Annotated in this window: 19 protein-coding genes; 14 read left to right on the top strand and 5 right to left on the bottom strand. The window is 60.2% G+C overall.

The genetic code is table 11. The annotated features are described in order from the left end of the window. Positions 1-36: 36 nt before the first annotated feature. Complete coding sequence (locus ACM110_RS04655; RefSeq protein ID WP_416126797.1) at positions 37-477, bottom strand: carboxymuconolactone decarboxylase family protein; 441 nt, start codon at positions 475-477, stop codon at positions 37-39. Positions 478-682: 205 nt separating this feature from the next. Between ACM110_RS04655 and ACM110_RS04650 the strand changes: the two genes are divergently transcribed. From ACM110_RS04650 to ACM110_RS04635, 4 genes are all read left to right on the top strand, one after another. Next, positions 683-2,116: a PLP-dependent aminotransferase family protein gene (locus tag ACM110_RS04650; protein ID WP_416126796.1), complete on the top strand. Its 1,434-nt coding sequence runs from the start codon at positions 683-685 to the stop codon at positions 2,114-2,116. 119 nt (positions 2,117-2,235) lie between these two features. Further along, complete coding sequence (locus tag ACM110_RS04645; RefSeq protein ID WP_150734329.1) at positions 2,236-2,529, top strand: antibiotic biosynthesis monooxygenase family protein; 294 nt, start codon at positions 2,236-2,238, stop codon at positions 2,527-2,529. A gap of 202 nt (positions 2,530-2,731) precedes the next feature. Then, positions 2,732-3,151 carry a cupin domain-containing protein gene (locus ACM110_RS04640; protein WP_416126795.1) on the top strand — a complete coding sequence of 140 codons (420 nt, stop codon included), beginning with the start codon at positions 2,732-2,734 and terminating at the stop codon, positions 3,149-3,151. Positions 3,152-3,381: 230 nt separating this feature from the next. Next, positions 3,382-4,092, top strand: coding sequence for an ATPase (locus tag ACM110_RS04635; protein ID WP_416126794.1), 711 nt, complete (start codon positions 3,382-3,384; stop codon positions 4,090-4,092). Between the two features lie 161 nt (positions 4,093-4,253). Here ACM110_RS04635 and ACM110_RS04630 read toward each other — a convergent pair whose 3' ends face one another. Then, on the bottom strand, positions 4,254-9,140 hold the full coding sequence (locus ACM110_RS04630) for an NAD-glutamate dehydrogenase (protein ID WP_416126793.1): 4,887 nt from the start codon (positions 9,138-9,140) through the stop codon (positions 4,254-4,256). Between the two features lie 453 nt (positions 9,141-9,593). Then, positions 9,594-10,697 (bottom strand): RHS repeat-associated core domain-containing protein, encoded by a 1,104-nt coding sequence (locus ACM110_RS04625; protein WP_416126792.1) that lies wholly within the window; start codon positions 10,695-10,697, stop codon positions 9,594-9,596. 189 nt (positions 10,698-10,886) lie between these two features. Here ACM110_RS04625 and ACM110_RS04620 point away from each other — a divergent pair, with 189 nt between their 5' ends. The 10 genes from ACM110_RS04620 (at position 10,887) to ACM110_RS04575 (ending at position 24,013) form a co-directional block, all read left to right on the top strand. After that, a complete protein-coding gene (locus tag ACM110_RS04620; RefSeq protein WP_416126791.1) occupies positions 10,887-11,240 on the top strand; it encodes a hypothetical protein in 354 nt (117 codons plus the stop codon). A 269-nt stretch (positions 11,241-11,509) separates the two neighbouring features. Then, complete coding sequence (locus ACM110_RS04615) at positions 11,510-12,469, top strand: AAA family ATPase (protein WP_003218556.1); 960 nt, start codon at positions 11,510-11,512, stop codon at positions 12,467-12,469. Positions 12,470-12,474: 5 nt separating this feature from the next. Then, positions 12,475-13,419, top strand: coding sequence for a DUF58 domain-containing protein (locus ACM110_RS04610; RefSeq protein WP_416126790.1), 945 nt, complete (start codon positions 12,475-12,477; stop codon positions 13,417-13,419). Beyond that, positions 13,416-13,910, top strand: a complete 495-nt coding sequence (locus tag ACM110_RS04605) for a DUF4381 domain-containing protein (RefSeq protein WP_416126789.1) — start codon at positions 13,416-13,418, stop codon at positions 13,908-13,910. Before ACM110_RS04610 ends, ACM110_RS04605 begins: the two co-directional genes overlap by 4 nt. Next, positions 13,903-14,982: a vWA domain-containing protein gene (locus ACM110_RS04600; protein ID WP_416126788.1), complete on the top strand. Its 1,080-nt coding sequence runs from the start codon at positions 13,903-13,905 to the stop codon at positions 14,980-14,982. Before ACM110_RS04605 ends, ACM110_RS04600 begins: the two co-directional genes overlap by 8 nt. Continuing rightward, positions 14,979-16,718 (top strand): tetratricopeptide repeat protein, encoded by a 1,740-nt coding sequence (locus ACM110_RS04595; RefSeq protein ID WP_416126787.1) that lies wholly within the window; start codon positions 14,979-14,981, stop codon positions 16,716-16,718. The genes ACM110_RS04600 and ACM110_RS04595 overlap by 4 nt, the downstream gene beginning before the upstream one ends. Beyond that, positions 16,715-18,355, top strand: a complete 1,641-nt coding sequence (locus tag ACM110_RS04590) for a BatD family protein (protein WP_416126786.1) — start codon at positions 16,715-16,717, stop codon at positions 18,353-18,355. Before ACM110_RS04595 ends, ACM110_RS04590 begins: the two co-directional genes overlap by 4 nt. Positions 18,356-18,537: 182 nt before the next feature. Continuing rightward, complete coding sequence (locus tag ACM110_RS04585) at positions 18,538-19,782, top strand: exonuclease SbcCD subunit D C-terminal domain-containing protein (protein ID WP_416126785.1); 1,245 nt, start codon at positions 18,538-18,540, stop codon at positions 19,780-19,782. After that, on the top strand, positions 19,779-23,420 hold the full coding sequence (locus ACM110_RS04580) for an AAA family ATPase (RefSeq protein ID WP_416126784.1): 3,642 nt from the start codon (positions 19,779-19,781) through the stop codon (positions 23,418-23,420). The genes ACM110_RS04585 and ACM110_RS04580 overlap by 4 nt, the downstream gene beginning before the upstream one ends. Beyond that, positions 23,417-24,013, top strand: coding sequence for a glutathione S-transferase (locus ACM110_RS04575; protein WP_416126783.1), 597 nt, complete (start codon positions 23,417-23,419; stop codon positions 24,011-24,013). Before ACM110_RS04580 ends, ACM110_RS04575 begins: the two co-directional genes overlap by 4 nt. A gap of 3 nt (positions 24,014-24,016) precedes the next feature. Here ACM110_RS04575 and ACM110_RS04570 read toward each other — a convergent pair whose 3' ends face one another. Further along, entirely contained in the window at positions 24,017-24,274 is a 258-nt protein-coding gene (locus tag ACM110_RS04570) for a hypothetical protein (protein WP_338580630.1), read from the bottom strand. After that, complete coding sequence (locus ACM110_RS04565) at positions 24,271-24,483, bottom strand: hypothetical protein (RefSeq protein ID WP_338586505.1); 213 nt, start codon at positions 24,481-24,483, stop codon at positions 24,271-24,273. Before ACM110_RS04565 ends, ACM110_RS04570 begins: the two co-directional genes overlap by 4 nt. Positions 24,484-24,510 lie beyond the last annotated feature (27 nt).

Below are 24,510 nucleotides of genomic sequence, written 5' to 3'. Positions count from 1 at the left end.
AAAAGATCGCAGCCTTCGGCAGCTCCTACAGAGGCTTCAGGTGCTCGGCGTTTGCCGAAAACTCACCGCCAAGCGGTTCCAGCTATTGATGGTAGTGACCGCAATGGTCAGGTCCACCAGTTCGGCTTCGTTGAACTGCACCCGCGCCTGCTCATAGACATCGTCCGGCACACTATTTTGCGACAGCAGCGTCACCGCTTCAGTCCAGGCCAGGGCCGCGCGCTCGCGGGGATTGAAGAAGTTGCTGTCGCGCCAGACCACGATGGAGTACAGGCGTCGGTCAGTCTCGCCGAGGCGGCGGGCGTCCACTGAGTGCATGTCGGTGCAGAACGCACAGCCGTTGAGCTGCGAGGCGCGGATCTTGATCAAATGCAGCAGCGGTGCCTCGATGCTTAAGCTGCTGGTCAGCGCTTCCATGGCAATCATCGCTTTCATCGCTTTGGGCGAAGCGCTGTAGTAATCCAGTCGGGGGTTCATGGAATGACCTCATGCAGCGGTGATGTGTCGTTCAAGGTAACCATTGATACGCCCGTGATACAGATCCAATTCTGCGAAAAAACCCTGTACCACCCGAGAGCAGACCAATTGACGGTTTTTCTGCTACTCAACTTCTGACAACGACTGGTTGCGGGTAATCTGGCGCGACGCACACGCGCCCCAATTGCATCGGAGCTACGCCGGTATGGAACTACATGTTGTCATTAACGGCCGCAAGGATCTGGCGGGCCAGGTGTACAACCAACTGCGCAGCGCCATCGAATCAGGTCGTCTGGCAGCAGGGACGCAGCTTCCACCGAGCCGCTTGCTCGCCGAGCAACTGGGCATTTCGCGCAAGACCATTTCCGATACCTACGCGCAGCTGACTTACGAAAATTACCTTACCGGGGTGATCGGCAAGGGCACTTACGTCAATGCCCGCGCGTCGAAAGTCGAACGCAAACAAAGCCATTCGGAGTTGGCCGGTTTCGAGGTGATCGAGTCCTGGCGCAACCTGCCGGTGTTTTTGCGCCATCCGACGCTGGAAGGCTCGCTGCGTTATGACTTCATTGGCGGCGCCACCAGCAAGGGCCAGTTTCCCCAGGATGACTGGCGTCGCTGTACGTCCCATGCCTTGCGCCAGATCGCTGCATCCAAAGGCTTCTACAGCTTGCCCGAAGGCCTGCCGGCGCTGCGCAATGCCATTGCACGGCATATCGCGTTTTCCCGTGGGGTCAATTGCCAGGATGAAGACGTGGTGGTGTGCAACGGCGCCCAGCAGGCGCTGGACCTGATCTCCCGCGTGCTGACCCGACCCGGCAGCATCGTCGCCATGGAAGATCCCGGTTATCCGCCAGCGCGCCTATTGTTTGGCACCCACGGCGCCACGGTGATTGGCGTACCGGTGGATGCCGAAGGTATCCAGGTGGACAAGATTCCCCTCGGCACACGGCTGATCTACGTCACGCCTTCGCACCAGTTCCCGCTTGGCATGCCGATGAGCCGGGCACGCCGGGTGGCTCTGCTGGCCAAGGCCCATGAACTGGGCGCGATCATCATCGAAGACGACTACGACAGCGAATTCCGCTACGAAGGCCGCCCGACAGACTCGCTGCAAAGCATGGATGAGCGCGGCATCGTTGCCTACGTCGGGACTTTCTCGAAAACCCTGCTGCCGGAGTTGCGCCTGGGTTACGCGATCCTGCCGCCGGCGATCCTTGAAGCGGTGATGCGTGCCAAGCAGCTCACCGACCTGCACACCTCTACCCTGCCCCAGTGGGCGCTGGCCAAATTCATCGCTGAAGGTTGCCTGCTCAAGCACATTCGCCGCTGCCATACGATCTATGCGGGCCGGCGTGACCGGATCCTGGCACGCATGGCCGGCGATCTCTCGCCATGGCTTGAGGCGGTGCCGACCACCGCCGGTTTCCACATGGTGGTGTTGTGCAAAGTACCGATTGACGTTGCGCTGGTGATCGAACTGGCTAAAAAGGTCGAAGTCGGGCTCTACGCGATCGACAGCTTTTTCTACCAGCAACCGCCGCAAGCCGGGTTTTTCCTGGGGTTTGGTGCCATCGAAACCCTGGACATCGACACCGCGCTAGACCGTTTGAGAGATATTTTGCAACAGCTTGCGTAATTGGACTGCGTCTTTATCCGGCGATTGGCTATTGGTGGTCCGGGGGTGCAGGCCTATCCTGCAAAGGCGTTATCTCTCAATGAGCAGGATTCGTCCGGCCTGATTCAGGAGTGTTAGCAATGTCCTACAAAGTGATCAATACCGTAAAGGTGCAGGCCGTCGCCGGCCGCTCGGAAGAACTGGGTAAGCAACTGCAAAAGATTGTCGACACCCTGCGCGAACTACCGGGCTGTGACTCCTATATGGTCGACCGCTGCCCTGAGGACAGTAATCGCTGGACCGTCAGCGCCCACTGGCAATCGGAATCGGCGATGCAGTCGCATTTCAACAGTCCTCAGGTGCAAGGCTTCATCGACCTGATCGACTGCCAACTGGCGAATGCCGTCGACTTCAACAGCTTTCCGATCCGTTAAAAGACAAGATCAAAAGATCGCAGCCTGCGGCAGCTCCTACACGGGATTATGCATTTCTCTGTAGGAGCTGCCGCAGGCTGCGATCTTTTGTTTTACACAGTGGACATTGGTCACCTGACCTTCCCGAATATTGGCTGTTTGATTGCCACTCGCCGCGCACTAGATTGGTTCTACACCACTAACCCACCGCAGGTGATGAACCATGAACGTTTTGCGCTTCTGTGCCACTTCCTTTGTTGCTCTGTCCTTGACCCTTTCCGCCTCGGCATTCGCCCATGAAGCCGGTGACCCTTCGGAAAAAGTCACGGTATTGCAAGACCAGATGCTGAAAAACGTACCGGGGAAAAAGGCGCTGATGATCGAGGTCGACTACAAGCCCGGCCAATCATCCATTGCCCACAAACACGACGGCACGGCCATGGCATACGTCCTCTCGGGATCCATTACTTCCCAGGTCAAAGGCGAAAAAGAAGTGACCTACAAGACGGGCGAATACTGGTACGAAGCGGCCGGTTCCGAACATCTGGTGTCAAAAAACGCCAGCGCCACCGAGCCGGCCAAGTTGCTGGTATTCATGGTGTTGTCGCCGGATGAGAAAGTGTTGATCCCCTTGAAAAACTGATCGCTGAATCGACAGCCATAAATAAAAACGCCCGAATCGATGTTTCGGGCGTTTTTATTTCTCCGGGCAATTAACCAGACTTCTTTAAGCCAAACAAAACTATTGGCCACCTGATAACGAAGGATATTGGCTATTTCATTTCGTTCTTCACGGTTTAGTCTGAAACTCACTGCCGGCCACTTCCGGCAACTTCAACTTCCCTACTGATGTTGTTTCACTGGAGAAACACAATGAAACTTGCACTTGTCAGTACGTTATCGTTGGCTGCTCTCATGGCTGGCTGCTCGGTGCCCACGGCGCCTTCGGCGGTTTCCTCGCTGGACGGAATCTTCACCGAACCGGTAGGCCGCAGCAACGCGACCCGCATTTCCAACGGCAGCAATGTTTCCCTGGGCGTGGTGTACAGCCAAAACACCCAGGCCAACCGCGCTTATCTGCAGGATTACCAGGCCAATGCCGGCACCGGTTTCGGCCAGAGCCTGCTGGTGCAGGACATCCACGACGCCTACGTCGCCACCTCGAAACCCGACCTCGCGGTGGACTGGGTCAAGGCTTCGCTGCAACGGCAGTTCGGTACGGTCACGGTGTACCCGGACATGCAAAGCCTGAAAGCGGCGAAACCGGATGTCGTCGCCATTATCGACAGCCGCAGCCAGTTGATCACCTCACGCAGTTCGGACGTTGAATCCAGAGTCAGCGCGGAATTTTATGACAGCAACTTGAACTACATCGCCACTGCCCAAGGTTATGACGCCAAAGCGCTCAGCCCGGTATGGGCAGACTTCAAACGTAGCGAAGAGATTGTTGCCGACATTAACGAACAACAGAATGTGCAAGTAAGGGCCCTGCAGAAGTTTGACCAATCGCTCAGCAATTTACTGACTAGTCCGACAAGTAATGTATCGATGATTGATACTACAACGGGTCAGAAGTTGTATTGAGATCAATGGCCCCATCGCGGGCAAGCCTTGCTCCTACAGATCCAATCATTCTTCTGTAGGAGCAAGGCTTGCCCGCGATGGGGCCAGCACAAACACCACAAATCCCACAGACAAAAAAACCCCGCATCTCTCAATGCGGGGCTTTTTCATTCAACGCCTGATCAGGCAGCCGGTTCCAGCTCGACGGCGACAGCGGCAGGCACTATCGCTTGACCGCTCAACGCCAGGTCCAGCAGCTCACGGTTGGCCACTGCATACATAGCGTAGTCAGTGCCGCTGGCGGCACGGATTTCCACCAGCATGGCACGCCAGCGTTCAATCATGCTGCCGTGCTGCGCGATCCACAGCGCCAAACGTGTTTCCACGTCCTGGGTGCCGTCGCCCTGTTGCAGGACCGAGATGGTGATCGCACGTTGCTGCCAGTCCACATCATCACGGAACGCTTCACGGGCCAGGGCCTGCCAGTTGTTTTCAACCGGCAGAGCGCTGATCTGTTGCATGTACCAAGTGATGTCCAGGGCACTGCCCACGGCGAAGTAAGCCTTGGCTACCTCGGCCGGATCCTGGCCAGTCACGTCGGAAGCCTCGATGATCGGCAGCAGCGTGTACAGGTGCGAAGTACCAGCCACCATGCGCGCCAGCAACTCCGGCACACCGGCTTCGACGTACGCCTGATAACGGGTCTGCCAGGTTTCGCGGATCTCGCCACTGAGCAACTCGTCGAGCTTCAGGCCCAACTCTTTCAGGTGCGGACCGAAGTGCGCGACGTCACGGGCAGCGTTCTGCTCGTTGCGACGGGCACGCAGGAACCAGCGCGTGGCGCGACGGCCCAGACGCATCAGCTCGTCCATCAGCTCCAGTTGCACGTCGGCGGAAACCTGGTAGTCCAGGGCTTCAATCTGACGGAACCAGTGCGGGAGATGGAAAATGTCGCGCACGATCACATAAGCACCGGCCACGTTCGCCGGGCTCATGCCGGTCGACTCTTTGAGTCGTTGAACGAAGGTGATGCCCATGTGGTTGACCAGGTCGTTGGCGATCTGGGTGCTGACGATTTCGCGCTTCAGACGGTGACGGCGCATGGCTTCGGAGAACTTGCTCACCAGGGTCGGCGGGAAAGCGGTTTCCATGTCGCGGGTCAGGTAGTCGTCATCCGGAACCAGGGAGCCCAGCAGCTGCTCCTTGAGGTCGATCTTGCTGTAGGAGATCAGCACCGACAGCTCGGCACGGGTCAGGCCATGGCCTTCAGCGATGCGCTCGTTGAGCGCATCTTCGGCAGGCAGGAACTCAATGGCGCGATCCAGCTTGCCGCGACCTTCCAGATCGTTCATCAGGCGCTTGTATTCGGCAATCCGCGGCAAGGCGCGACGGGCTGCCAGGGACAGGGCCTGAGTCTGCTTGTAGTTGTTGCCCAGCACCAGGTTGCCGACTTCGTCGGTCATGCTCGCCAGCAACTGGTTGCGTTGCTTGTCGGTCATGTCACCGGCCTGAACCACTTCGTTCAGCAGGATCTTGATGTTCACTTCGTGGTCGGAGCAGTCCACACCACCGGCGTTGTCGATGAAGTCGGTGTTGGACCCGCCGCCATTGAGGCCGAACTCCACACGACCCAGTTGGGTCATGCCGAGGTTACCGCCCTCGCCCACGACTTTGCAGCGCAGTTCGTTGCCGTTCACGCGCAGTGCATCATTGGCCTTGTCGCCGACATCGGCGTGGCTTTCGCTGCTGGCCTTGACGTAAGTACCGATACCGCCGTTCCACAACAGATCCACCGGCGCCTTGAGCAAGGCGTTGAGCAGTTCGGTCGGGGTCAGCTTGTCGGCCTTGATGTCGAAGCGTTCCTGCATCTGCGGGGAAATCGCGATGCTCTTCGCGCTGCGCGAGAAGATACCGCCGCCTTCGGACATGATGCTGGTGTCGTAATCCGACCACGCCGAACGTGGCAGGTCGAACATGCGCTGACGCTCGACGAAGCTGGTCGCCGGGTTCGGATTCGGGTCGATGAAGATGTGCAGGTGGTTGAACGCAGCAACCAGTTGCAGCTTGTCGGACATCAGCAAGCCGTTACCAAACACGTCACCGGCCATATCGCCGACGCCCACTACGGTGATGCTGTCTTCCTGGACATTGATGCCGCGCTCGCGGAAGTGGCGTTGTACGCCGACCCACGCGCCCTTGGCGGTGATGCCCATTTTCTTGTGGTCGTAACCGGCCGAACCACCGGATGCAAACGCGTCACCCAGCCAGAACCCGTAGTCGATGGCGATGCCGTTGGCGATGTCGGAGAAGGTCGCAGTGCCCTTGTCCGCCGCCACCACCAGGTACGGGTCATCGTCGTCATGACGCACGACGTTGGTCGGTGGCACCAGGGCGCCGTCCTTCAGGTTGTCGGTGATGTCCAACAGGCCCGAAATGAAGATGCGGTAGCAGGCGATGCCCTCGGCCGCGATCTCGTCACGGCTGCCGCCCAGTGGCAGGCGACGCGGCAGGAAGCCGCCCTTCGCGCCCACCGGCACGATGACCGAGTTCTTCACTTGCTGGGCTTTTACCAGGCCCAGGACTTCAGTACGGAAGTCTTCTTCACGGTCGGACCAGCGCAGGCCGCCACGAGCAACGTTGCCGAAGCGCAGATGCACGCCTTCAACGCGTGGCGAGTACACGAAGATTTCGAACTTCGGCACAGGTTTCGGCAGTTCTGGGATCAAGTGCGGGTTGAACTTGAAGCTGAAGTACGACTTGTTCTGGCCGTTGGCGTCGGTCTGGTAGAAGTTGGTCCGCAGGGTCGCTTTGATCAGATCAAGGTAGCGACGCAGGATGCGGTCTTCGTTGAGCACCTGAACGTCGTCCAGAGCGGTCAGGATCGCGTGTTCCAGACGCTGCTCAAGGTCGTCGCTGCTCAGCTTGCGCGCCAGGTAGAAACGGGTCTTGAACAACCGGGTCAGCTCGCGAGCGATGTCGGTGTGGTTGTTCAGGGTGCTGGCGATGTAACCCAGGTCGAAGCCCAGACGGATCTGCTTCAGGTAGCGGGCGTAGGCACGCAGCAGCGCAACGTCACGCCAAGGCAGGCCGGCGGTCAATACGAGACGGTTGAACGCATCGTTCTCGGCATCGCCACGAACGATATGGACGAACGCGTCCTGCAGGGTGTCGTTGAGTTGCTGGATGTCCAGGTCCAGGCCTTCAGCAGCCGTGAACGCGAAATCGTGAATCCAGAACTCGCGGCCATTGGTGTGACGCAGGCGATACGGGAATTCACCCAGCACGCGCAGGCCGAGGTTTTCCAGGATCGGCAGCACGTCGGACAGTGCCAGCGGAGTATCGGCGTGGTACAGCTTGCAATGCAGCTCGCGCTGACCGGACACCTGGCCCAGCGGCTGGTAGAAGCTCATCACCAGCGGATTTTTTTCGTTGAGGCTCAGCAGGTGCTGCATGTCGACCACGGCCGAATGCGCTGCGAAACGCTCGCGGTAACCGGCCGGGAAGCCTTTCGGGAAGTCGGCCAGCACGTTGGTGCCGTTGGCTTCGCCGAAGCTTTCGACGGTCAGGGCCGAGTAGTCGTCCTGCCAGCTGCGGCAAGCCTGCACCACTTCTTTTTCCAGCTGCTGCGGGTCGATGTCGAGGCGGTTTTTCGGGTCTACACGCAGGATCAACTGCACGCGAGCCAGGACGGACTCGGAGAAGAAGGTCCAGAACTCGCAGTCCGAGGCCTTCAGGCGATCCATCAGCACTTGCTGGATCTTCTGGCGCACTTCAGTGGAGTAGATGTCACGCGGCACGTAGGCCAGGCAGTAGCAGAAACGGCCGTACGGGTCTTTGCGCAGGAACACGCGGATCTTGTTGCGTTCCTGGATCTGCACGATCGACATCACGGTGCTGAACAGCTCATCCACCGGAGTCTGGAACAGATCGTCGCGCGGCAGCACTTCGAGTACCTGCGCCAGTTCCTTGCCCAGGTGAGCCTTGGCCTGGAAGCCGGAACGGCGCTCGATTTCCGCGACCTTGCGGCGGATGTACGGGATAACCCGCACGCTCTCGCCATACACCGACGAGGTGTACAGGCCCATGAAACGGCATTCCTTGATGACCTTGCCGTCGGCATCGATTTCACGGATCGACACGTAATCCGGGTAAGCCGGACGGTGTACACGGCTTGGGTGTGCGGCCTTGGCGAACGACAGCAGGGTCGGTTCGCGCAGGTAGTTCACGGCGTAGTCTTCGATGCGCAGGTCATCGTAAGTCAGGCCGGCGCGCAGCAGTTTGGTCAGGCCAAGGAAGGAATCCTTGTCATAGGCGATGTGGCCGCCATCGGCTTCATCGCTGACCACGAACTCTTCGTAGCCGAGGAAGGTGAAGTGGTTGCCCACCAGCCATTCCAGGAAGCTCTTGATTTCGTTCTTCTCGTCGGCATCGACGGCGAAGCGGCTGTTGTCCAGGTTGGTCAGGATCTCCTGGACCTTGGCTTTCATCGGTTCGAAATCGCCAACCGCGACGCGTACTTCGGCGAGCACTTGCTCCAGCTCTTTGGTCAGTACGTTCAGTTCAGCGGTGTTGGCGCAACGGTCGATTTCCAGGTACATCAACGACTCTTGCAGCACGTCGTCGCCCTGGGTGCCTTTCGGCAGGATTTCCAGCAACTCGCCCTTGCTGCCGCGACGCACGCTCAGCACGGTGGTTTGCAGGGTGTGGATGCTGTAGCCGCGACGGTTCAGCTCGGTGCGCACCGAGTCCACCAGAAATGGCAGATCGTGGTGCAGGACTTCGACCGCGGTGTGGGTCGACTGCCAGCCGTGGCGTTCGTAATCGGGGTTGTAGACGCGCACTTGCGGTTGCGCGTGATCGAAGCGCTCAAGCAGGCGCCACGCAGAAAGGGTACAGCCAGCGAGGTCGGACAACCGACGTTGGGTCAGTTCATCCAGGGAAATGATGCCGAAGAATTGTTCAGCGAACAGCGCCACTTGTGGCAGTGCCTGTTCACTGATGTGCTGCGCCAGTGCCGCTTGCAGTTGGTGCTGGAAGTCGGCTTTGCTGGCTGCGGTGAAGAACGCCATCTGTGGTACTCCGCTTGGGCTTGTTATTGATGGTAGTGTCGCGCGAAACACCCCTTTCGGGGCTATGTTTCAAAGCTGCCCGTCACCCGGTTCCTGATTCTCGGGCAGAGGAAACAGGGTGACAGGTGGGTGAAGCTGGACGAGACACTCGGGTCACATTCACCTTCCGTGAATGGGCATCTGCAAAAACGACTGGGCTGCGTGCAGCGCAATGTCTTTACGGGTGCTCATCCGTTGCGCAGCTTAACGAGTGCGGCAAGGCCCGTGCTTGCGGTGCTGCGACATATTCGGTCAACGGTACGCAGCGTGGCGGCGGCGCATCGGATAACACTAGCAGCCGCATGGGAAATTTGGGCGCTTTATGCCCGACTTGCGGTACCGACGTACCAGAAATGACCGTGCAAGGTATTATGTTCAGGGGATCGCTCAGGCCCGGAAAGCGCGCTTTGAGGGCTAGAGCCTTCTGAAATTTGTGCCCACATTGCGCACCTCAGGCGAGCCAAAAGTGACCGGGCGATAATTGAAGTTGTTCTTAGATTGGTTATTGAATGAATTAGGTTTCTTTGTAATTCCGAGACTATACCCACCTTCAAATCTTTCACCCACCTTCAAACTATCAAAATCCTGAAATATGTCCTTTCCAAAAACTTCGCCCTCATAGGCTTTTACCGGACGACTTAAAATTGCCGACAATCGCGCCCCTATCGACTGCCCATCTAACCCCCTATCAGCTGAACTACATATCAATAGCCGAACTGAATCAAATCTCCGAGCATCAACGCCGCTTTCTTTTGCAACCTCAATCAACCTCTCCGGGCCTATAACCTGATTATCAGCTGCGCCTATCCCACTTGAATAGCCATGCGCATGAAAGGTTATTCTAGAGCCCTTTCTCGTAAAATCTTCAGACGTAAAAATCCCCTTGGATATCCTTGTTACATTCCTTTGAGGCTTATAACTAACGCCATCCTTGACAACAGACTTCATTCTAAGGAGCAGAAAACTTGGAACAGCAGAAAAACCCGGAGCATGCCCCGTCGAATCCTCTCTGTTAACTGGGTCGCCCAAACAATATGCATACGCATTCAAACCACCCTTCGCAAACGGACTCAAACTATCCGGACTATTAAATCGCATCAGCCCCGGATTAAACGCCCGATAGCCATTGCCCAACAAATAGTGCCCCGTCACCGGGTCCGATCGTTGACCATTAAAACCCAGCAAGCTATACAACCCATCTTTGCCGGGGCGATGACCATACGGAGAATAAGCGCTGGCACGTGGGTTATTCGCACTCAGCGCGGTTAGCACCGAACGTTGCAGATCCGTGGCCAGCAACGTGCTCTCGATACTTCCGCTATCTTGCTTTTGTTGCGCCAAGAGCTGATCGCCATGCTGGACAATCGAGTGCCACTCCCCTCCTTGTACCTCGGTCATCAAACGGTTTTCACAGTAAAAGCGTTGAGACGCAAGCCTGTCCGGCTGCCCGTGAACGGCTAGTCGATCCAGTGCATCGTATTGATAACGCGCGAGCATTGTTTTCGGTTTAGCGAGCATGAGCTACTCCAATCAGGCAAGAACCAGAAGTCTTGATTATCGAAGTACATCCAAAAGGCAGCTACTGGCAGAACTGCTAGGTATCCCCTCCGGCAGTGAATTACCCAACACAATCCAGTATAAAATCGCCCGCAGTGGCAAAATTGCGCTTTACCTGCCTCCAACCCGCCTAGAATCAGGACCATTCCCATGCAAATGACCACCGCCCTCTTGATCGTCAACCCGTGCGACGACGAGGAAGACAACATGGCCATGCTCTGCTGCCATAGCGAAAAGGGCGAAATGTTCCTGATGAGCCGCTATCCGGACGAAGACGAGCTGGAGATCACGCTGGATGGCGAGCCTTCGACGCTGGATGGCGTGAAGGTCACGTTGAGCCCTACCCTGTTGAAGATTGAAATTGCTGCAGCGGATGCCGATGCGCTGAATGGGGATGATGTGCTGGAGATCACTTTCAACCCGGACATGGTGGATATGGATGAAGTTGCAGAGACCCTGAAAAACATTCTCGATGGGACTGGCACCTTCATCAGCCAGATTTGAGGTGTTTGATGTGTCCTCATCGCGAGCAGGCTCACTCCTACAATTGATCGTCGTACACCGTCAATGTAGGAGTGAGCCTGCTCGCGATGAGGCCGGCACAGCTGCCCAATCACTCCCCCGCTACAAAAAACCAGCAATTACCCCAACCCTTTCCCGCACTTTGCACAAAATGCCGTTAGTCGCCGCCCCCCGCGATGGATTAAAGTAACGCCCCCAGCCCTGGCGTATTACGCACGCCCTTGGCCACCCTTTTGCAGGAACAGTCATCGATGGAACATCGTGAAGCGCTACTAGCGCTGCGAACCTTTCTTTCAACGCAGATTCTCGGCCAGGAAAAACTCATCGAGCGCTTGCTCATCGCCCTGCTTGCCGACGGCCACATGCTGGTCGAGGGCGCTCCTGGCCTGGCCAAGACCAAGGCCATCAAAGAACTCGCCGAAGGCATCGAAGCCCAGTTCCATCGCATCCAGTTCACCCCCGACCTGCTGCCTGCCGACATCACCGGCACGGAAATCTATCGTCCGGAAACCGGCAGTTTCGTGTTCCAGCAAGGTCCGATCTTCCACAATCTGGTGCTGGCAGACGAAATCAACCGCGCCCCGGCGAAGGTTCAGTCAGCGCTGCTCGAAGCCATGGCCGAGCGCCAGGTCAGTGTCGGGCGCAGCACTTATGAGTTGTCGCCGCTGTTTCTGGTGATGGCCACGCAAAACCCCATCGAGCAGGAAGGCACCTATCCGCTGCCCGAAGCCCAGCTCGACCGCTTTTTGATGCACGTAAAAATCGGCTTCCCTGACGCTGCCGTCGAACGCCGCATCCTGCAACAGGCCCGTGGTGAAGCGCTGAATGGCGAAACCAAGCCCGAGCGCCGGGTCAGCCAACAAGCCATTTTCGCCGCACGCAAGGAAATCCTCGGCTTGTACATGGCCGACGCCGTGGAGGAATACCTGGTGCAACTGGTCATGGCCACGCGCACCCCGGCCAAATTCGACCCGGAAATGGCCGAGTGGATCGCCTACGGCGCCAGTCCTCGCGGCTCCATCGCCCTCGACCGTTGCGCCCGTGCCCACGCCTGGCTGGCCGGGCGCGACTTTGTCAGCCCGGAAGACATTCAAGCCGTGCTGTTCGACGTGTTGCGCCATCGCATCATTCTTTCCTTTGAAGCCGAAGCCGCTGGCATCGATCAGGACCGGGTGGTCCAGCGGATTCTCGACGTCGTAGCCGTCGCTTGAGTCCGATGAACGCCAATCTCCCGCCCGAACCGGGCATCCGCATCACGCTCGCCGAGCTGATCGAGATGCGCCACCGCGTGCGTGAAGTGCAGCTGTTTTCCACGCCGAGCCAGCGCAGCCCGCTGATCGGCCTGCACCACTCCAAGCTGCGTGGCCGTGGTGTGGATTTCGATCAGGTGCGGGTTTATCAGGCCGGCGACGACGTGCGCACCATCGACTGGCGTGTCACCGCGCGGACCCAGGAGCCGCACACCAAGCTGTTCCATGAAGAACGCGAACGGCCGATTTTCATCATGGTCGAGCAAAGCCGTCGGCTGTTTTTCGGTTCGGGACTGATGTTCAAATCGGTACTGGCCGCCCAGGCCGCGAGCCTGATCGGTTGGGCTGCGCTTGGGCACAACGATCGGGTCGGCGGGCTGGTATTCGGCGACAACGAGCACTACGAAATCAAACCGCGGCGCAGCAAACAGAGCCTGCTGCAATTGCTCAACCGTCTGGTACGGGTCAATCAGTCGCTGCACAGCGAAAGCGAGCCGGACCGCGACGCCTTCGGTATCGCCCTGCGTCGCGCCCGCGAGGTGTCGCGTCCGGGCAGTCTGGTGTTTGTGATCTGCGACGAACGCGCCCTCACGGAAAGTGCCGAGCAGCAGTTGAGCCTGTTGTCACGGCATTGCGATCTGTTGCTGTTGCCGGTGTCCGACCCGCTCGATCATGCGCTGCCCGCCGCCGGCCTGCTGCGTTTCGCCGAGCGCGGTGCGCAACTGGAACTCGACACGCTCAATTACGACCTGCGCCAGACTTATCGCGCCCAGGCTGAAGCTCGGGTAGCCCGTTGGGAATTGCTCGCACAGAAGCTGCGAGTGCTGCTGATTCCCTTGAGCACCCAGAGCGAGATGGTCGAGCAATTGCGCGATTACCTGAACCCGCAGAAACCGGGGAAAACTCGATGAGCGGCCTCGAGCAATTGCAACCGCTGATCTCTCCGCCTCCGATCGCCTTCTGGCCGCCGGCGCCGGGCTGGTGGTTGCTGCTGTTGCTGCTGCCTGTCATCGGCTTTGGCCTGTGGAAATTGCGGCGTTTCATCCCGCAGAAACGCCGTATCGTGCGCGCCGAACAACCGCTGGACCCGGCGCGCGTCGCTGCGCTGGCGGAGCTGGCATTGATGCCCAAGCCCTACGACGGTGCCCCCGCCGGCGCGTGGCTGCAACAGCTCAATGGTCTGCTCAAGCGCCTGTGCCGCAACCATTACCCGTACAGCCAGAGCCACACCCTCAACGGACGCAAATGGCTGGCTTTCCTCGACAACCGCTGCCCGGCAGCCGGCCTGACGCGCTGGATGGTGCTGGTCGAAGGCGCCTACAAACCCGAATGCAAACTCGACGACAAGGCGATTGCCGGCCTGACCCAGGCGGTCGATACCTGGATTCGCAAACATGTTTGAGTTCGCCTGGCCGTGGATCTTCGTCCTGTTGCCGTTGCCGTGGCTGATGCGCCTCGTGCTGCCGGTGGCCGACAGTGGCGAACCGGCGCTCAAGGTCAGTTTTCTCAGCGACCTCGAAGGCCTGGCCCGGCGTCGCGCCCGGGCCAACCTGCCAGCCTGGCGCCAACAGGCACCGTTCCTGCTGCTGTGGCTGATGCTGCTGACTGCCGCCGCACGCCCGCAATGGCTCGGCGAACCCTTGCCGATTGCCGCCAGTGGCCGCGATCTGCTGGTGGCGGTGGACGTGTCCGGCTCAATGGATTTCCCCGACATGCAGTGGCAAGGCGAAGACGTCAGCCGCCTGGCGCTGGTGCAGAATCTGCTCGGTGATTTCCTCGAAAGCCGCGAGGGTGATCGGGTCGGTCTGATCCTGTTCGGCAGCCAGGCCTACCTGCAAGCGCCGCTGACCTTCGACCGGCACACCGTGCGCGTCTGGCTTGACGAAGCGCGCATCGGCATCGCCGGCAAGAACACCGCCATTGGCGATGCGATTGGCCTGGGCCTCAAGCGCTTGCGACAGCGCCCGGCGCAGAGTCGCGTGCTGATTCTGGTGACTGACGGTGCCAACAACGGTGGCGAAATCGACCCGCTGACCGCCGCGCGCCTGGCGGCCAAGGAAGGCGTGAAAATCTACCCGATCGGCATTGGTGCCGATCCGGAGCAAACCGGTTCTCTGGGTTTTCTTGGCATCAATCCAAGCCTGGACCTCGACGAACCGGCCTTGCAGGCAATCGCCGACGCCACTGGCGGCCAGTATTTCCGCGCGCGCGACGGCAAGGAACTGCAAGCGATCAAGGACACCCTCGACCAGCTGGAACCGGTGACTCAGCAACCGACCCAGGCCCGTCCGGCCCGGGCGTTGTATCACTGGCCATTGGCAATGGCGCTATTGCTGAGCATGTTGCTGGTTGCCCGTGTACTTTGGCCGGACAACCCGTTGCAGCGTCTGTTTACCAAGGATCTGTTTTTGCAATCGCAAATGCCTGACTGGCGCCAGCGTCTCAAGCGCCTGCGTCTGCGGAGACGCCGATGAGCGAACTCTGGCCCTTCTGGTTCCGCCCTTTTTGGCTGCTGTTATTGCCTCTGCTGGGCTGGTTGCTGTGGCAACTCTGGCATCGGCAGAAACGCGCCGGGCGCTGGCAGATGATTCTGCCGCCCGCCTTTCATGCGACGCTGCTGCGCGGCGGCAGCGGTCGTGACAGCAAACTGCCTTGGGTGGCGCTGGGTGTGGCGTGGCTGCTGACCATTCTCGCGTTGCTGGGGCCGAGCTGGGAGCGTGTCGAGCAAATCAGCCAGAAGCCTGCCGACCCCTTGGTGGTCATTCTGGAGCTGACCCCGGAAATGCTCGCCACCGACGTTCAGCCCAATCGCCTGGAACAGGCCCGGCGCAAACTCTTCGATTTGCTGCAAATTCGCAGCGATGCGCAGACCGCAATCGTGGTCTATGCCGGCAGCGCCCACACGTTGGTACCACTGTCGGACGACCTGGCCACCAGCCGCAATCTGCTCGATGCGCTCAAGCCGTCGCTGATGCCCGAAGCCGGCCATCGCGCGGATCTGGCGGTGATCAAGGCCTTGGCCCTGCTGGAGCAAGCGGCACTGGGCGACGGCCGGATCCTGCTGATCGGTTCGTCGCTGACGGATCAGGAACGCCAAGGCATTCGTCGCGCACTGAGCGACAAATCGACCCAGTTCCTGATGCTCGGCATCGGCACCGCCGAAGGCTCGCCGATCACTCAGGAGGACGGCAGTTTCCTCAAGGATGAACAGGGCGCGATTCTGGTGCCGCATCTGGACGAGCCCGGCCTCAAAGCCTTCGCCAATGATCTGGATGGACGCTATCGCCACGCACGCCTGACCGACAGCGATCTGCGCGGCCTCGGCCTGCTCGACGGCCCGCGCCATCTGCGCAACGACGATCAGACCCTGCGCCTCGACACTTGGGCCGACCAGGGTTACTGGCTTCTGTTGCCGCTGTTGTTGCTGGCAGCCTGCGCCGGTCGTCGCGGCTGGTTGTTGTGCCTGCCGCTGCTGCTGGCGCTGCCACAACCGAGCTATGCCTTCGAGTTCCAGGACCTGTGGTTGCGCCCCGACCAACAAGGCCTGCACCTGCTCAAGCAGGACCGCCCGGCCGAGGCCGCGCAGCACTTCGAAGATCACCAGTGGCAAGGCGTGGCCCTGTACGAAGCCGGCGATTACAGCGCTGCCGCCCAGCGGTTCGCCGAAGGCAACGATGCCCACGCCCACTACAATCGTGGCAATGCCCTGGCCAAAAGTGGTGAGCTGGAGGCCGCGCTGGATGCGTACGAACAGGCACTGGAACGCCAACCGGACTTGCGCCCGGCGTTGACCAACAAGGCGCTGGTGGAAAATCTGCTCAAGCAGAAAGCCGCGCCACCCGCTACCGAAGCGGACAAGACCGCCGACGAAACCACCAAGCCGTCGGAACAGGAACCACCGCCGGGCGATGCGGCGCAACCGTCGACTGCCGGCGAACCGAAAGCCGCCGACCAACAGGCCAGCCACGAAGCTGGCGAACCGTCGACAACCCCGCCGCGCCCCGGCGCCAATGAAGTCCCGGGCAGCGAACTGGGCGACGAACAACACACCACGCCCCCCATGCGCCCGGTCGGCGACAGCATCGAGGGCGAACAGCAGCAGGCACTGGAGCAATGGCTGCGGCAGATTCCGGATGATCCGGGGGAATTGCTCCGACGCAAATTCTGGTACGAACAGCAACAACATCAGGATCAGGGAAAAACTCGATGACCCGCTTCACCGCCTTCATGTTCGCCACATTGCTGTGCACCTTCCAGGTCCACGCTGCGGAGCTGGTCGCCAGTGTCGACCGCACACGCCTGAACTCCGGCGAAACGATCGAACTGACCCTGGAATCCAACGACGTGACGCAGTTCGGCAAGCCTGACCTGGCGCCGCTGGAGCCACTGTTCGAAGTCCGTGGCACCCGCCAGGTCAACCAGTTGAACACGCTGAACGGCGACAACCGCGCCACCACCCGCTGGATCGTCACCCTGCTGCCGCTGCACAACGGCAGCGTGGTGATCCCGTCGCTGAAACTGGGCGATATCCAGAGCCAGCCGATCACCGTGCAAGTGGTCGAGAGCGAAACCCAGGAAAACCCCAACAAACAGGCCGCGGTATTCATCGACGCCAGCCTCGATCAAACCAGCGTGTACGTGCAGGCCCAGGCGATCCTGACCCTGCGCATCTACCATTCGGTGTCGCTGTACGACGACAGCAGCCTGCCACCGCTGCAAATCCCCGACGCCCGCATCGAACAACTGGGCGACTCGCGCACCTACGAGAAAGACATCAATGGCGTGCGTCACGGCGTGATCGAAATGCGTTACGCCATCTACCCTCAGCACAGCGGTGAACTGATCATTCCCGGGCAGATTTTCAACGCCGCGCTGGTGGACGCACAACCCGCGCAGGACAACGCATCGCAGGCGCCAAAGTCCGGCAAGCTGATGCGTGTCAGCTCCGGCGAACTGCTGCTGACGGTCAAGCCCAAACCCATCACTTACCCCGCTGACCTGCCTTGGCTACCGGCGCGCAGCCTGACGCTCAGCGAGACCTGGAACCCGGAGCCGGAGCACGTTCAGGTCGGTGATTCACTGACCCGCAGCCTGACGGTGCAGGTCGAAGGTCTCGCCAGTTCGCAACTGCCGCCGCTGCCCGGCACCGAAGCCAGTGGCTTGCGCCGCTATCCGGACCAACCGGTGCTGGGCAATCAGAACAGCGAGCGTGGCCTGGTCGGCAGCCGCGAAGATCGCGAAGCGTTGGTGCCTTCCCGAAGCGGCTCGATCGAATTGCCGTCGGTCGAAGTGGTCTGGTGGAACACTTTCGAAGACCATCTGGAACACAGCAGCCTGCCCGCCAGAACCCTGCAAGTGGCGGCCAACCCGAGTCTGATGGTCGATACCCCGGCCGGCACTTCACAACTCAACGCCGCCGCCGACAGCGAATCGCTTTGGCGCTGGAAGCTCAGCACGCTGATCCTGGCGTGCACCACCCTGCTGGGCTTCGGCCTGTGGTGGCGAGCACGCTGGCAGCCGGCAATCCTGCGCGCCGCGCAAACCGGCCCGAGCCCGCGCACCGTGCTCGACGAACTCAAGCGCGCCTGCCAGGCCAACGACTCCCACGCCACGCGCCAGGCCCTCGACGCCTGGGCCCGGCAGCAACCGGAAACCCTGGCCGACATGGCCGCACGCTTCGTCCCCCTGTCCGACGCCCTCGATGGCTTGAACGGCGCGCTGTACAGCGAAACCGGCCAGCACTGGCAAGGTGAAGAGCTGTGGCGGGCGATCCGCACGATCCCGATCGCCGAACGCGTCCAGGACCCGGTCGGCGACAGTGGCTTACCGCCGCTTTATCCCAAATAAGTCAAAAGATCGCAGCCTTCGGCAGCTCCTACAATGGATCGGCTTACACCTTGTAGGAGCTGCCGAAGGCTGCGATCTTTTAGGGTCGTTCAGCAACCACAGTCGTTTGCCAGTAAACTCTCTCCCCTTTCGCCGCCGTCATTTGTTCTCGCGGCCATCACCTTTATGTAGCGGAGTTCGCCTTGCGTCTGTTTCACACCTCCGACTGGCACCTCGGGCAGAACCTGCACGGCCAGGATCGCGATTTCGAGCACGGTTGTTTTCTCGACTGGCTGCTGCGCCAGCTCAAACTGGACCAGCCGGATGTGCTGTTGATCGCCGGCGATATCTTCGACACGGTCAACCCGCCGGTCAAAGCCCAGGAACGCCTGTACGACTTCATCGTCAGCGCCCACGAGCAGCAACCGTTGCTGACCATCGTGATGATTGCCGGCAACCACGATTCCGGCTCGCGCATTGAACTGCCCGCGCCATTGATGCGCCGTTTGCGCACCCATGCATTGGGCCGGGTGTTGTGGCTGGACGACGGGCAACTCGACGCCGAACGCTTGCTGTTACCGCTGCCGAACGCAAAAGGTAAAACCGTCGCCTGGTGCCTGGCGTTGCCGTTCCTGCGCCCGGCCGAAGTCACGGGTGCGCATTTGGGCGACAACTACCTGCGCGGCATTGGCCAGGTTCATGAGTGGCTGATCGAGGCGGCCAACGCCAAGCGCAAGAAGGGCCAGGCGCTGATCGCCATCAGCCATGCGCACATGGCCGGCGGTTCGGTGTCGGAAGACTCGGAACGCAGCCTGATCATCGGTAACGCCGAAGCCCTGCCCGCCAGCCTGTTCGGGCCGAGCATCAGTTACGTCGCCCTCGGTCATTTGCACAAACCGCAGAAGGTCAACGGCGAAGAACGCATCCGCTACAGCGGCTCGCCCATTCCTTTGTCGTTCTCCGAAATCGGCTATCAGCACCAGATTCTCGACATCAAGCTCGATGGCGAAACCCTGATCAGCGTCGAGTCAAAACTGATCCCGCGTGCAGTCAATCTGCAACGCATCGGCCCGGCACCTTTGGCTGAGACCCTGCTGCAACTGGCCGATTTGCCGAACATCGACCTGTTGGCCGACTACCAGCGCCAGCCCTGGCTGGAAGTGCGGGTACGTCTCGACGAGCCGCAACCCGACCTGCGCAATCAAGTGGAAACCGCCCTGCAAGGCAAAGCCGTGCGTCTGGTGCGTATCGCCGCCGAATACGCCGGCAACGGCAGTCGCGAAGGCGCCGAGGACGGTGTCGCGTTGATCGAACTGGACCAGCTCACGCCTCAGGAACTGTTCAGCCGCGCCTGGCAGGACAACTACGGCAGCGAGGTCGACGAGCAAACCCTCAAGGACTTTGCCGAGCTGCTGCAAGACGTACAGCTGGAGAGCGAACAGCCATGAAGATTCTCGCGATCCGCCTGAAAAACCTCGCCTCGCTGGCCGGGCCTTTTGAAATCGACTTCACCGCCGAACCGCTGGCCAGCGCCGGACTGTTCGCCATCACCGGCCCCACTGGCGCCGGTAAAAGCACCCTGCTCGACGCCTTGTGCCTGGCGCTGTTCGGCGCCGTACCGCGACTGAACAACACCGGGCGCGACGCCAAGGTGCCGGACGCCGATGGCGAAATCGGCACCGGCGACCCGCGCACCCTGCTGCGTCGCGGCACCGGCGAAGGCTATGCGGAAGTCGATTTCGTCGGCGTCGACGGTCGCCGTTACCGCGCACGCTGGGAAGCCAATCGCGCCCGGGAAAAGGCCGGTGGCAAGTTGCAAGCCAGTCGCCAGAGCCTGCGCGATATCGATCAGGATCAACTGCTGGCCAGCCAGAAAGGTGAATACAAGGCTCAGCTCGAAGCCGCGCTGGGGCTGAACTTCGAACAGTTCACCCGCGCCGTGCTGTTGGCGCAAAGCGAGTTCAGCGCCTTTCTCAAGGCCGATGACAACGACCGCAGCGAACTGCTGGAAAAACTCACCGACACCGCGCTCTACACCCGTCTCGGCCGTCGAGCCTTCGACAAGACCAAAGAAGCTCGCGAAGCCCACAAGCTGTTGCAGGATCAGGCCAGTGGTGTCACGCCGTTGGCGCCCGAAGCCCGGGCGGAACTGGATGAGCGCTTCAATGCGGCGCAACAACAGCTGAAACTCCAGCAGGCGCAACTCAAGCAGCTGGAATTGCAGCACACCTGGCTCAAGGAGTTGCGCCAGCTACAGGACGCGCAGCACAGCGCCACCGAGCAACTGCAATCGGCACAGGCCCATTGGCAAAGCCTCGACGGCGAGCGCCTGAAGCTGACTCGTCTGGAGCAACTGGCGCCGCAACGGCATCAGTTCGCCCGCAAGGCCGAGGTCGACGCGTTGCTGTCACCGTTGGCGGCGTTGATTGCCGAACAAACCCGGCAACAGGCCGAACTTGGCCAGAGTCAGACTGAACTGGAGCAACAAATCAGCGCTGCGCGCGTCGCCTTGGGCGAAGCGCAACAGCAACAAACCGACGCTGCGCCGTTGTTGCGTCAGGCCTTCGAAGCACAAAGCACCCTCGCCCGCCTGGCCAAAGACACAGCCCTCAGTGCCGAAGCAAAGCACAGTGCCGAACAGGCCTGCGCCCAAGGCCAGAGCACGATTCAAAACCTGCTCGATCAGCAAACCCAAGTCGCCGGGCACTTGCAGCGCATCGCCACCGAACTGGAGCAAAGCGTGCATCTGGCGCCGTTGAGCGACGCCTGGAATGCCTACCGCGATCGCCTGCAACAGCTGATGTTGATCGGCAATCGACTGAATAAAGGCCAGGCCGAACTGGCCAGCCTCGAACAAAACGCCACGCGCACGGCACAGGAACTCACGACGCAGAAACAGCAGCTGGAAGTGCTGTTCAAGGAAGCCGGCGCCGAACCGGATGCCGTTGCCGAACAGATCGGTATTCTCGGCAGCCTGTTGCAGGACAACCGCAAGCAACTGCGCGCCATCGAAGACCTGACGCGGTTGTGGGCCAGCCAACAGGAACTGGACAAGCGCGGCGCCGAGTTGCAACAGCGCCAGCTCAACGCGCAACAGGAACGCGAGCGGCTGACTCAGGACGGGGTAAAAACCAAGGCTGAACTGAGCGTCGCCGAGCAAACCCTCAGCGTCACCCGCGAACTGCTGGAACGCCAACGGCTGGCGCGCAGTGCCAGCGTCGAGGAGTTGCGCGCACAGTTGCAGGATGATCAGCCGTGCCCGGTCTGCGGCAGCAACGAGCATCCGTATCATCAGCCCGAGGCACTGTTGCAAAGCCTTGGCCGCCATGACGAAAGCGAACAGGCCAACGCGCAGAAAGCCGTCGATCTGCTCAAGGAAAAGCTCACTGACCTGCGTGCAGAAGTCGGTGGTTTGATCGCTCAGCAAAAGGAGTTGTTGCAACAGCAGGAGCAACTGGCGACTCAGCAACAAGCCCTGGCGCCAAGCCTTGAAGCGCACCCGCTGGCCGCCGCATTGCTGAATCAGGGCGCCGATAAACGCGATGCCTGGCTCGCTCAGCAAAACAGCCAGTTGAATCAGAGCATCAGCCAGGATGAGCAACGGCAAACCGCCCTGCTCACCCTGCAAAAGGATGCGGCTCGCCTGACTCAGCAACTGCGCCACGCCGAAACCGCGCACCAGCAAGCAGCCCAGCACCTGGACAACCAGCAGCGCGAACTCGGCAGCGACCGTGCGCGCCTGGACGAAGAACTCAACGCATTCGCCAGCCTGCTGCCCGCCGAGACGCTGGAGGCATTGCGCATTGAGCCGGCTGCGACCTTCATGCAGCTCGACCGGCAAATCGCCGAGCGTCTGGCGCAACTCGATCAGCAGAAGGAAGAGCTGGCCGAACAGCAACAACGCCAGCAAATCCTAGAGAAGGAACAGGACCGGCAGCAAGCCCGCCTCCAGCAACGGCAAGTCGCCGAGCAGCAGTTCAACGCGCTGGCTGAACAACAACAGGCGAGCCAGCAAACACTCGCGCAGTTGCTCGGCTCACACGACAGCGCCGAGCATTGGCAACAGCAACTGGAACAGGCGGTGGAAACCGCGCGCGGTGCGGAAACCACAACCGCCCAGACACTGCAAGGCGTACTCACGCAACAGGTGCAAATCACCGCCGAGCTCAAGTCACAGCAAGAACGGTTGCAAGCACTGGAAAACGAGGAACGTGATCTTTGCGGCAAAATCGCTGACTGGCGCGCCCGCCATCCGGAACTGGATGACGGTGGCCTCGAAGACCTGCTGCGGATCGACGACGTTCATGTCAGCGAGTTGCGCCAACGCTTGCAGCACGCCGAAAAAGCCGTCGAACAGACCAGCGTCCTGGTGCAGGAGCGCGACAAGGTTTTGCTCGATCATCAAGCGCAGCACAACGGCAATCTCGACGCCGAACAACTCGACAGCGCTCTCGCCGAATTGCAAAACCAGTACGCCGTCAGTGAGCATCTCTGCGCCGAACTGCGTGCCGAACAGGCCGAAGACCAGCGCCGACAGAATGCCAATCAGGCCCTGGCGCAAAAAATTGCCGACGCCTACGCCGAGTTCCAGCGCTGGGCGCGCCTGAATGCGTTGATCGGTTCCGCCACCGGCGACACCTTCCGCAAGATCGCCCAGGCCTACAACCTCGACCTGTTGGTGCACCACGCCAACGTCCAGTTGCGGCAACTGGTGCGCCGTTATCGCCTCAAGCGTGGCGGCAGCATGCTCGGTTTGCTGGTGATGGACACCGAGATGGGCGACGAACTGCGTTCGGTGCATTCGCTGTCCGGTGGCGAAACCTTCCTGGTGTCGCTGGCGCTGGCGCTGGGCCTGGCATCGATGGCGTCGAGCACGCTGAAAATCGAATCGCTGTTCATCGACGAAGGCTTCGGCAGCCTCGACCCGGAATCCCTGCAACTGGCGATGGACGCCCTCGACGGCTTGCAGGCGCAGGGGCGAAAGGTCGCGGTGATTTCCCACGTACAGGAAATGCACGAGCGGATTCCGGTGCAGATTCAGGTTCGTCGCCAGGGCAACGGCCTGAGCACGCTGGAGGTGAAATGATCACGCTGTACTCGTTCCGCCGCTGCCCGTACGCCATGCGGGCGCGCATGGCCTTGCGTTACGCGGAGGTTGCCGTGGACATTGTTGAAGTCAGCCTCAAGGCCAAACCCGCCGAGATGCTCGCGTTGTCGAGCAAGGGCACGGTGCCGGTGCTGAATACGGGTGACCAGGTCATCGATGAAAGCCTGGAAATCATGCGCTGGGCCGTGGCGCAGAACGATCCGCAGGACTGGTTGCTCAAGGATGATCCGCAAGGACAAGCGCAAATCACCGCGCTGATCGAAGAGAACGATCAGGCCTTCAAGGTGCATTTGAACCGCTACAAGTACGCCGAACGCTATCCGGAGCAACCCATGGAGGTTTATCGCGCCGAGGGCGAAGCGTTCTTGCGCAAGCTCGATGAGTTACTGCAAGGACGTGAGTACTTGCTGGCCGACCATCCAAGCCTGGCCGATGTGGCGCTGATGCCGTTCATACGGCAATTCGCCCATGTCGATCGCGAGTGGTTCGCGCAGACGCCCCATCGGCGTTTACAGGCCTGGTTGCAGCGGTTTCTGGAGTCAGAGTTGTTCACATCGGTGATGAAGAAGTAGGCATTACGCCAACACTTCACACATTCCAATCACCGAGCAATCCACTTCGAACGGCCCGAAAAACCCGCTTTCAGGTTCGACCGGCGGGTTACCGGCCAGCATCCCCATGGCCTTGCCGGTCTCGATGCTGCGCGCGATGTTGTGGTTGGCCTCGATGGCCCGTGCCACACCGCCTATCGAACCTTGCCCGATCCCCAGCAAGGAAAATCCATTGGTGATGAATGCCAGGAAGGCGATCACCAAAAGTTTGCATCTGTTCATGCTCCGCCGACTCCTGCGAGATCAGCCTGATCGACCATCGCTTGTTGGGCGCGGTGTTCAAACTGGATGCCAGGATGGGCGACTTGGATCGGCGCTTCGAAGGTTTGTTGCGACTGCGGCGAAAGACTGATGACCAGCACCATGACCAGGTAAAGACCGATAGCCACATAGGCGCCGCGTTTGGCAGAAGTGATGATTGCATGGGCCATGATGAACTCCGTGGACATGTTTCAGAG

The organism is Pseudomonas sp. NFX98 (genome assembly GCF_047784845.1).
Classification (GTDB): Bacteria; Pseudomonadota; Gammaproteobacteria; order Pseudomonadales; family Pseudomonadaceae; genus Aquipseudomonas.
The sequence above is the reverse complement of the archived record's forward strand: the minus strand, read 5'-3'. Positions and strand labels throughout refer to the sequence as shown.

Excerpts from the sequence above, each read along its gene's own strand:
- ACM110_RS04595 (WP_416126787.1), top strand. The coding sequence starts at position 14,979 with ATGAGCGAACTCTGGCCCTTCTGGTTCCGCCCTTTTTGGCTGCTGTTA.
- ACM110_RS04605 (WP_416126789.1), top strand. The coding sequence starts at position 13,416 with ATGAGCGGCCTCGAGCAATTGCAACCGCTGATCTCTCCGCCTCCGATC.
- ACM110_RS04635 (WP_416126794.1), top strand. The coding sequence starts at position 3,382 with ATGAAACTTGCACTTGTCAGTACGTTATCGTTGGCTGCTCTCATGGCT.
- ACM110_RS04565 (WP_338586505.1), bottom strand. The coding sequence starts at position 24,483 with ATGGCCCATGCAATCATCACTTCTGCCAAACGCGGCGCCTATGTGGCT.
- ACM110_RS04630 (WP_416126793.1), bottom strand. The coding sequence starts at position 9,140 with ATGGCGTTCTTCACCGCAGCCAGCAAAGCCGACTTCCAGCACCAACTG.
- ACM110_RS04640 (WP_416126795.1), top strand. The coding sequence starts at position 2,732 with ATGAACGTTTTGCGCTTCTGTGCCACTTCCTTTGTTGCTCTGTCCTTG.
- ACM110_RS04625 (WP_416126792.1), bottom strand. The coding sequence starts at position 10,697 with ATGCTCGCTAAACCGAAAACAATGCTCGCGCGTTATCAATACGATGCA.
- ACM110_RS04645 (WP_150734329.1), top strand. The coding sequence starts at position 2,236 with ATGTCCTACAAAGTGATCAATACCGTAAAGGTGCAGGCCGTCGCCGGC.
- ACM110_RS04575 (WP_416126783.1), top strand. The coding sequence starts at position 23,417 with ATGATCACGCTGTACTCGTTCCGCCGCTGCCCGTACGCCATGCGGGCG.
- ACM110_RS04655 (WP_416126797.1), bottom strand. The coding sequence starts at position 477 with ATGAACCCCCGACTGGATTACTACAGCGCTTCGCCCAAAGCGATGAAA.
- ACM110_RS04570 (WP_338580630.1), bottom strand. The coding sequence starts at position 24,274 with ATGAACAGATGCAAACTTTTGGTGATCGCCTTCCTGGCATTCATCACC.
- ACM110_RS04650 (WP_416126796.1), top strand. The coding sequence starts at position 683 with ATGGAACTACATGTTGTCATTAACGGCCGCAAGGATCTGGCGGGCCAG.
- ACM110_RS04615 (WP_003218556.1), top strand. The coding sequence starts at position 11,510 with ATGGAACATCGTGAAGCGCTACTAGCGCTGCGAACCTTTCTTTCAACG.
- ACM110_RS04580 (WP_416126784.1), top strand. The coding sequence starts at position 19,779 with ATGAAGATTCTCGCGATCCGCCTGAAAAACCTCGCCTCGCTGGCCGGG.
- ACM110_RS04620 (WP_416126791.1), top strand. The coding sequence starts at position 10,887 with ATGCAAATGACCACCGCCCTCTTGATCGTCAACCCGTGCGACGACGAG.
- ACM110_RS04600 (WP_416126788.1), top strand. The coding sequence starts at position 13,903 with ATGTTTGAGTTCGCCTGGCCGTGGATCTTCGTCCTGTTGCCGTTGCCG.
- ACM110_RS04590 (WP_416126786.1), top strand. The coding sequence starts at position 16,715 with ATGACCCGCTTCACCGCCTTCATGTTCGCCACATTGCTGTGCACCTTC.
- ACM110_RS04610 (WP_416126790.1), top strand. The coding sequence starts at position 12,475 with ATGAACGCCAATCTCCCGCCCGAACCGGGCATCCGCATCACGCTCGCC.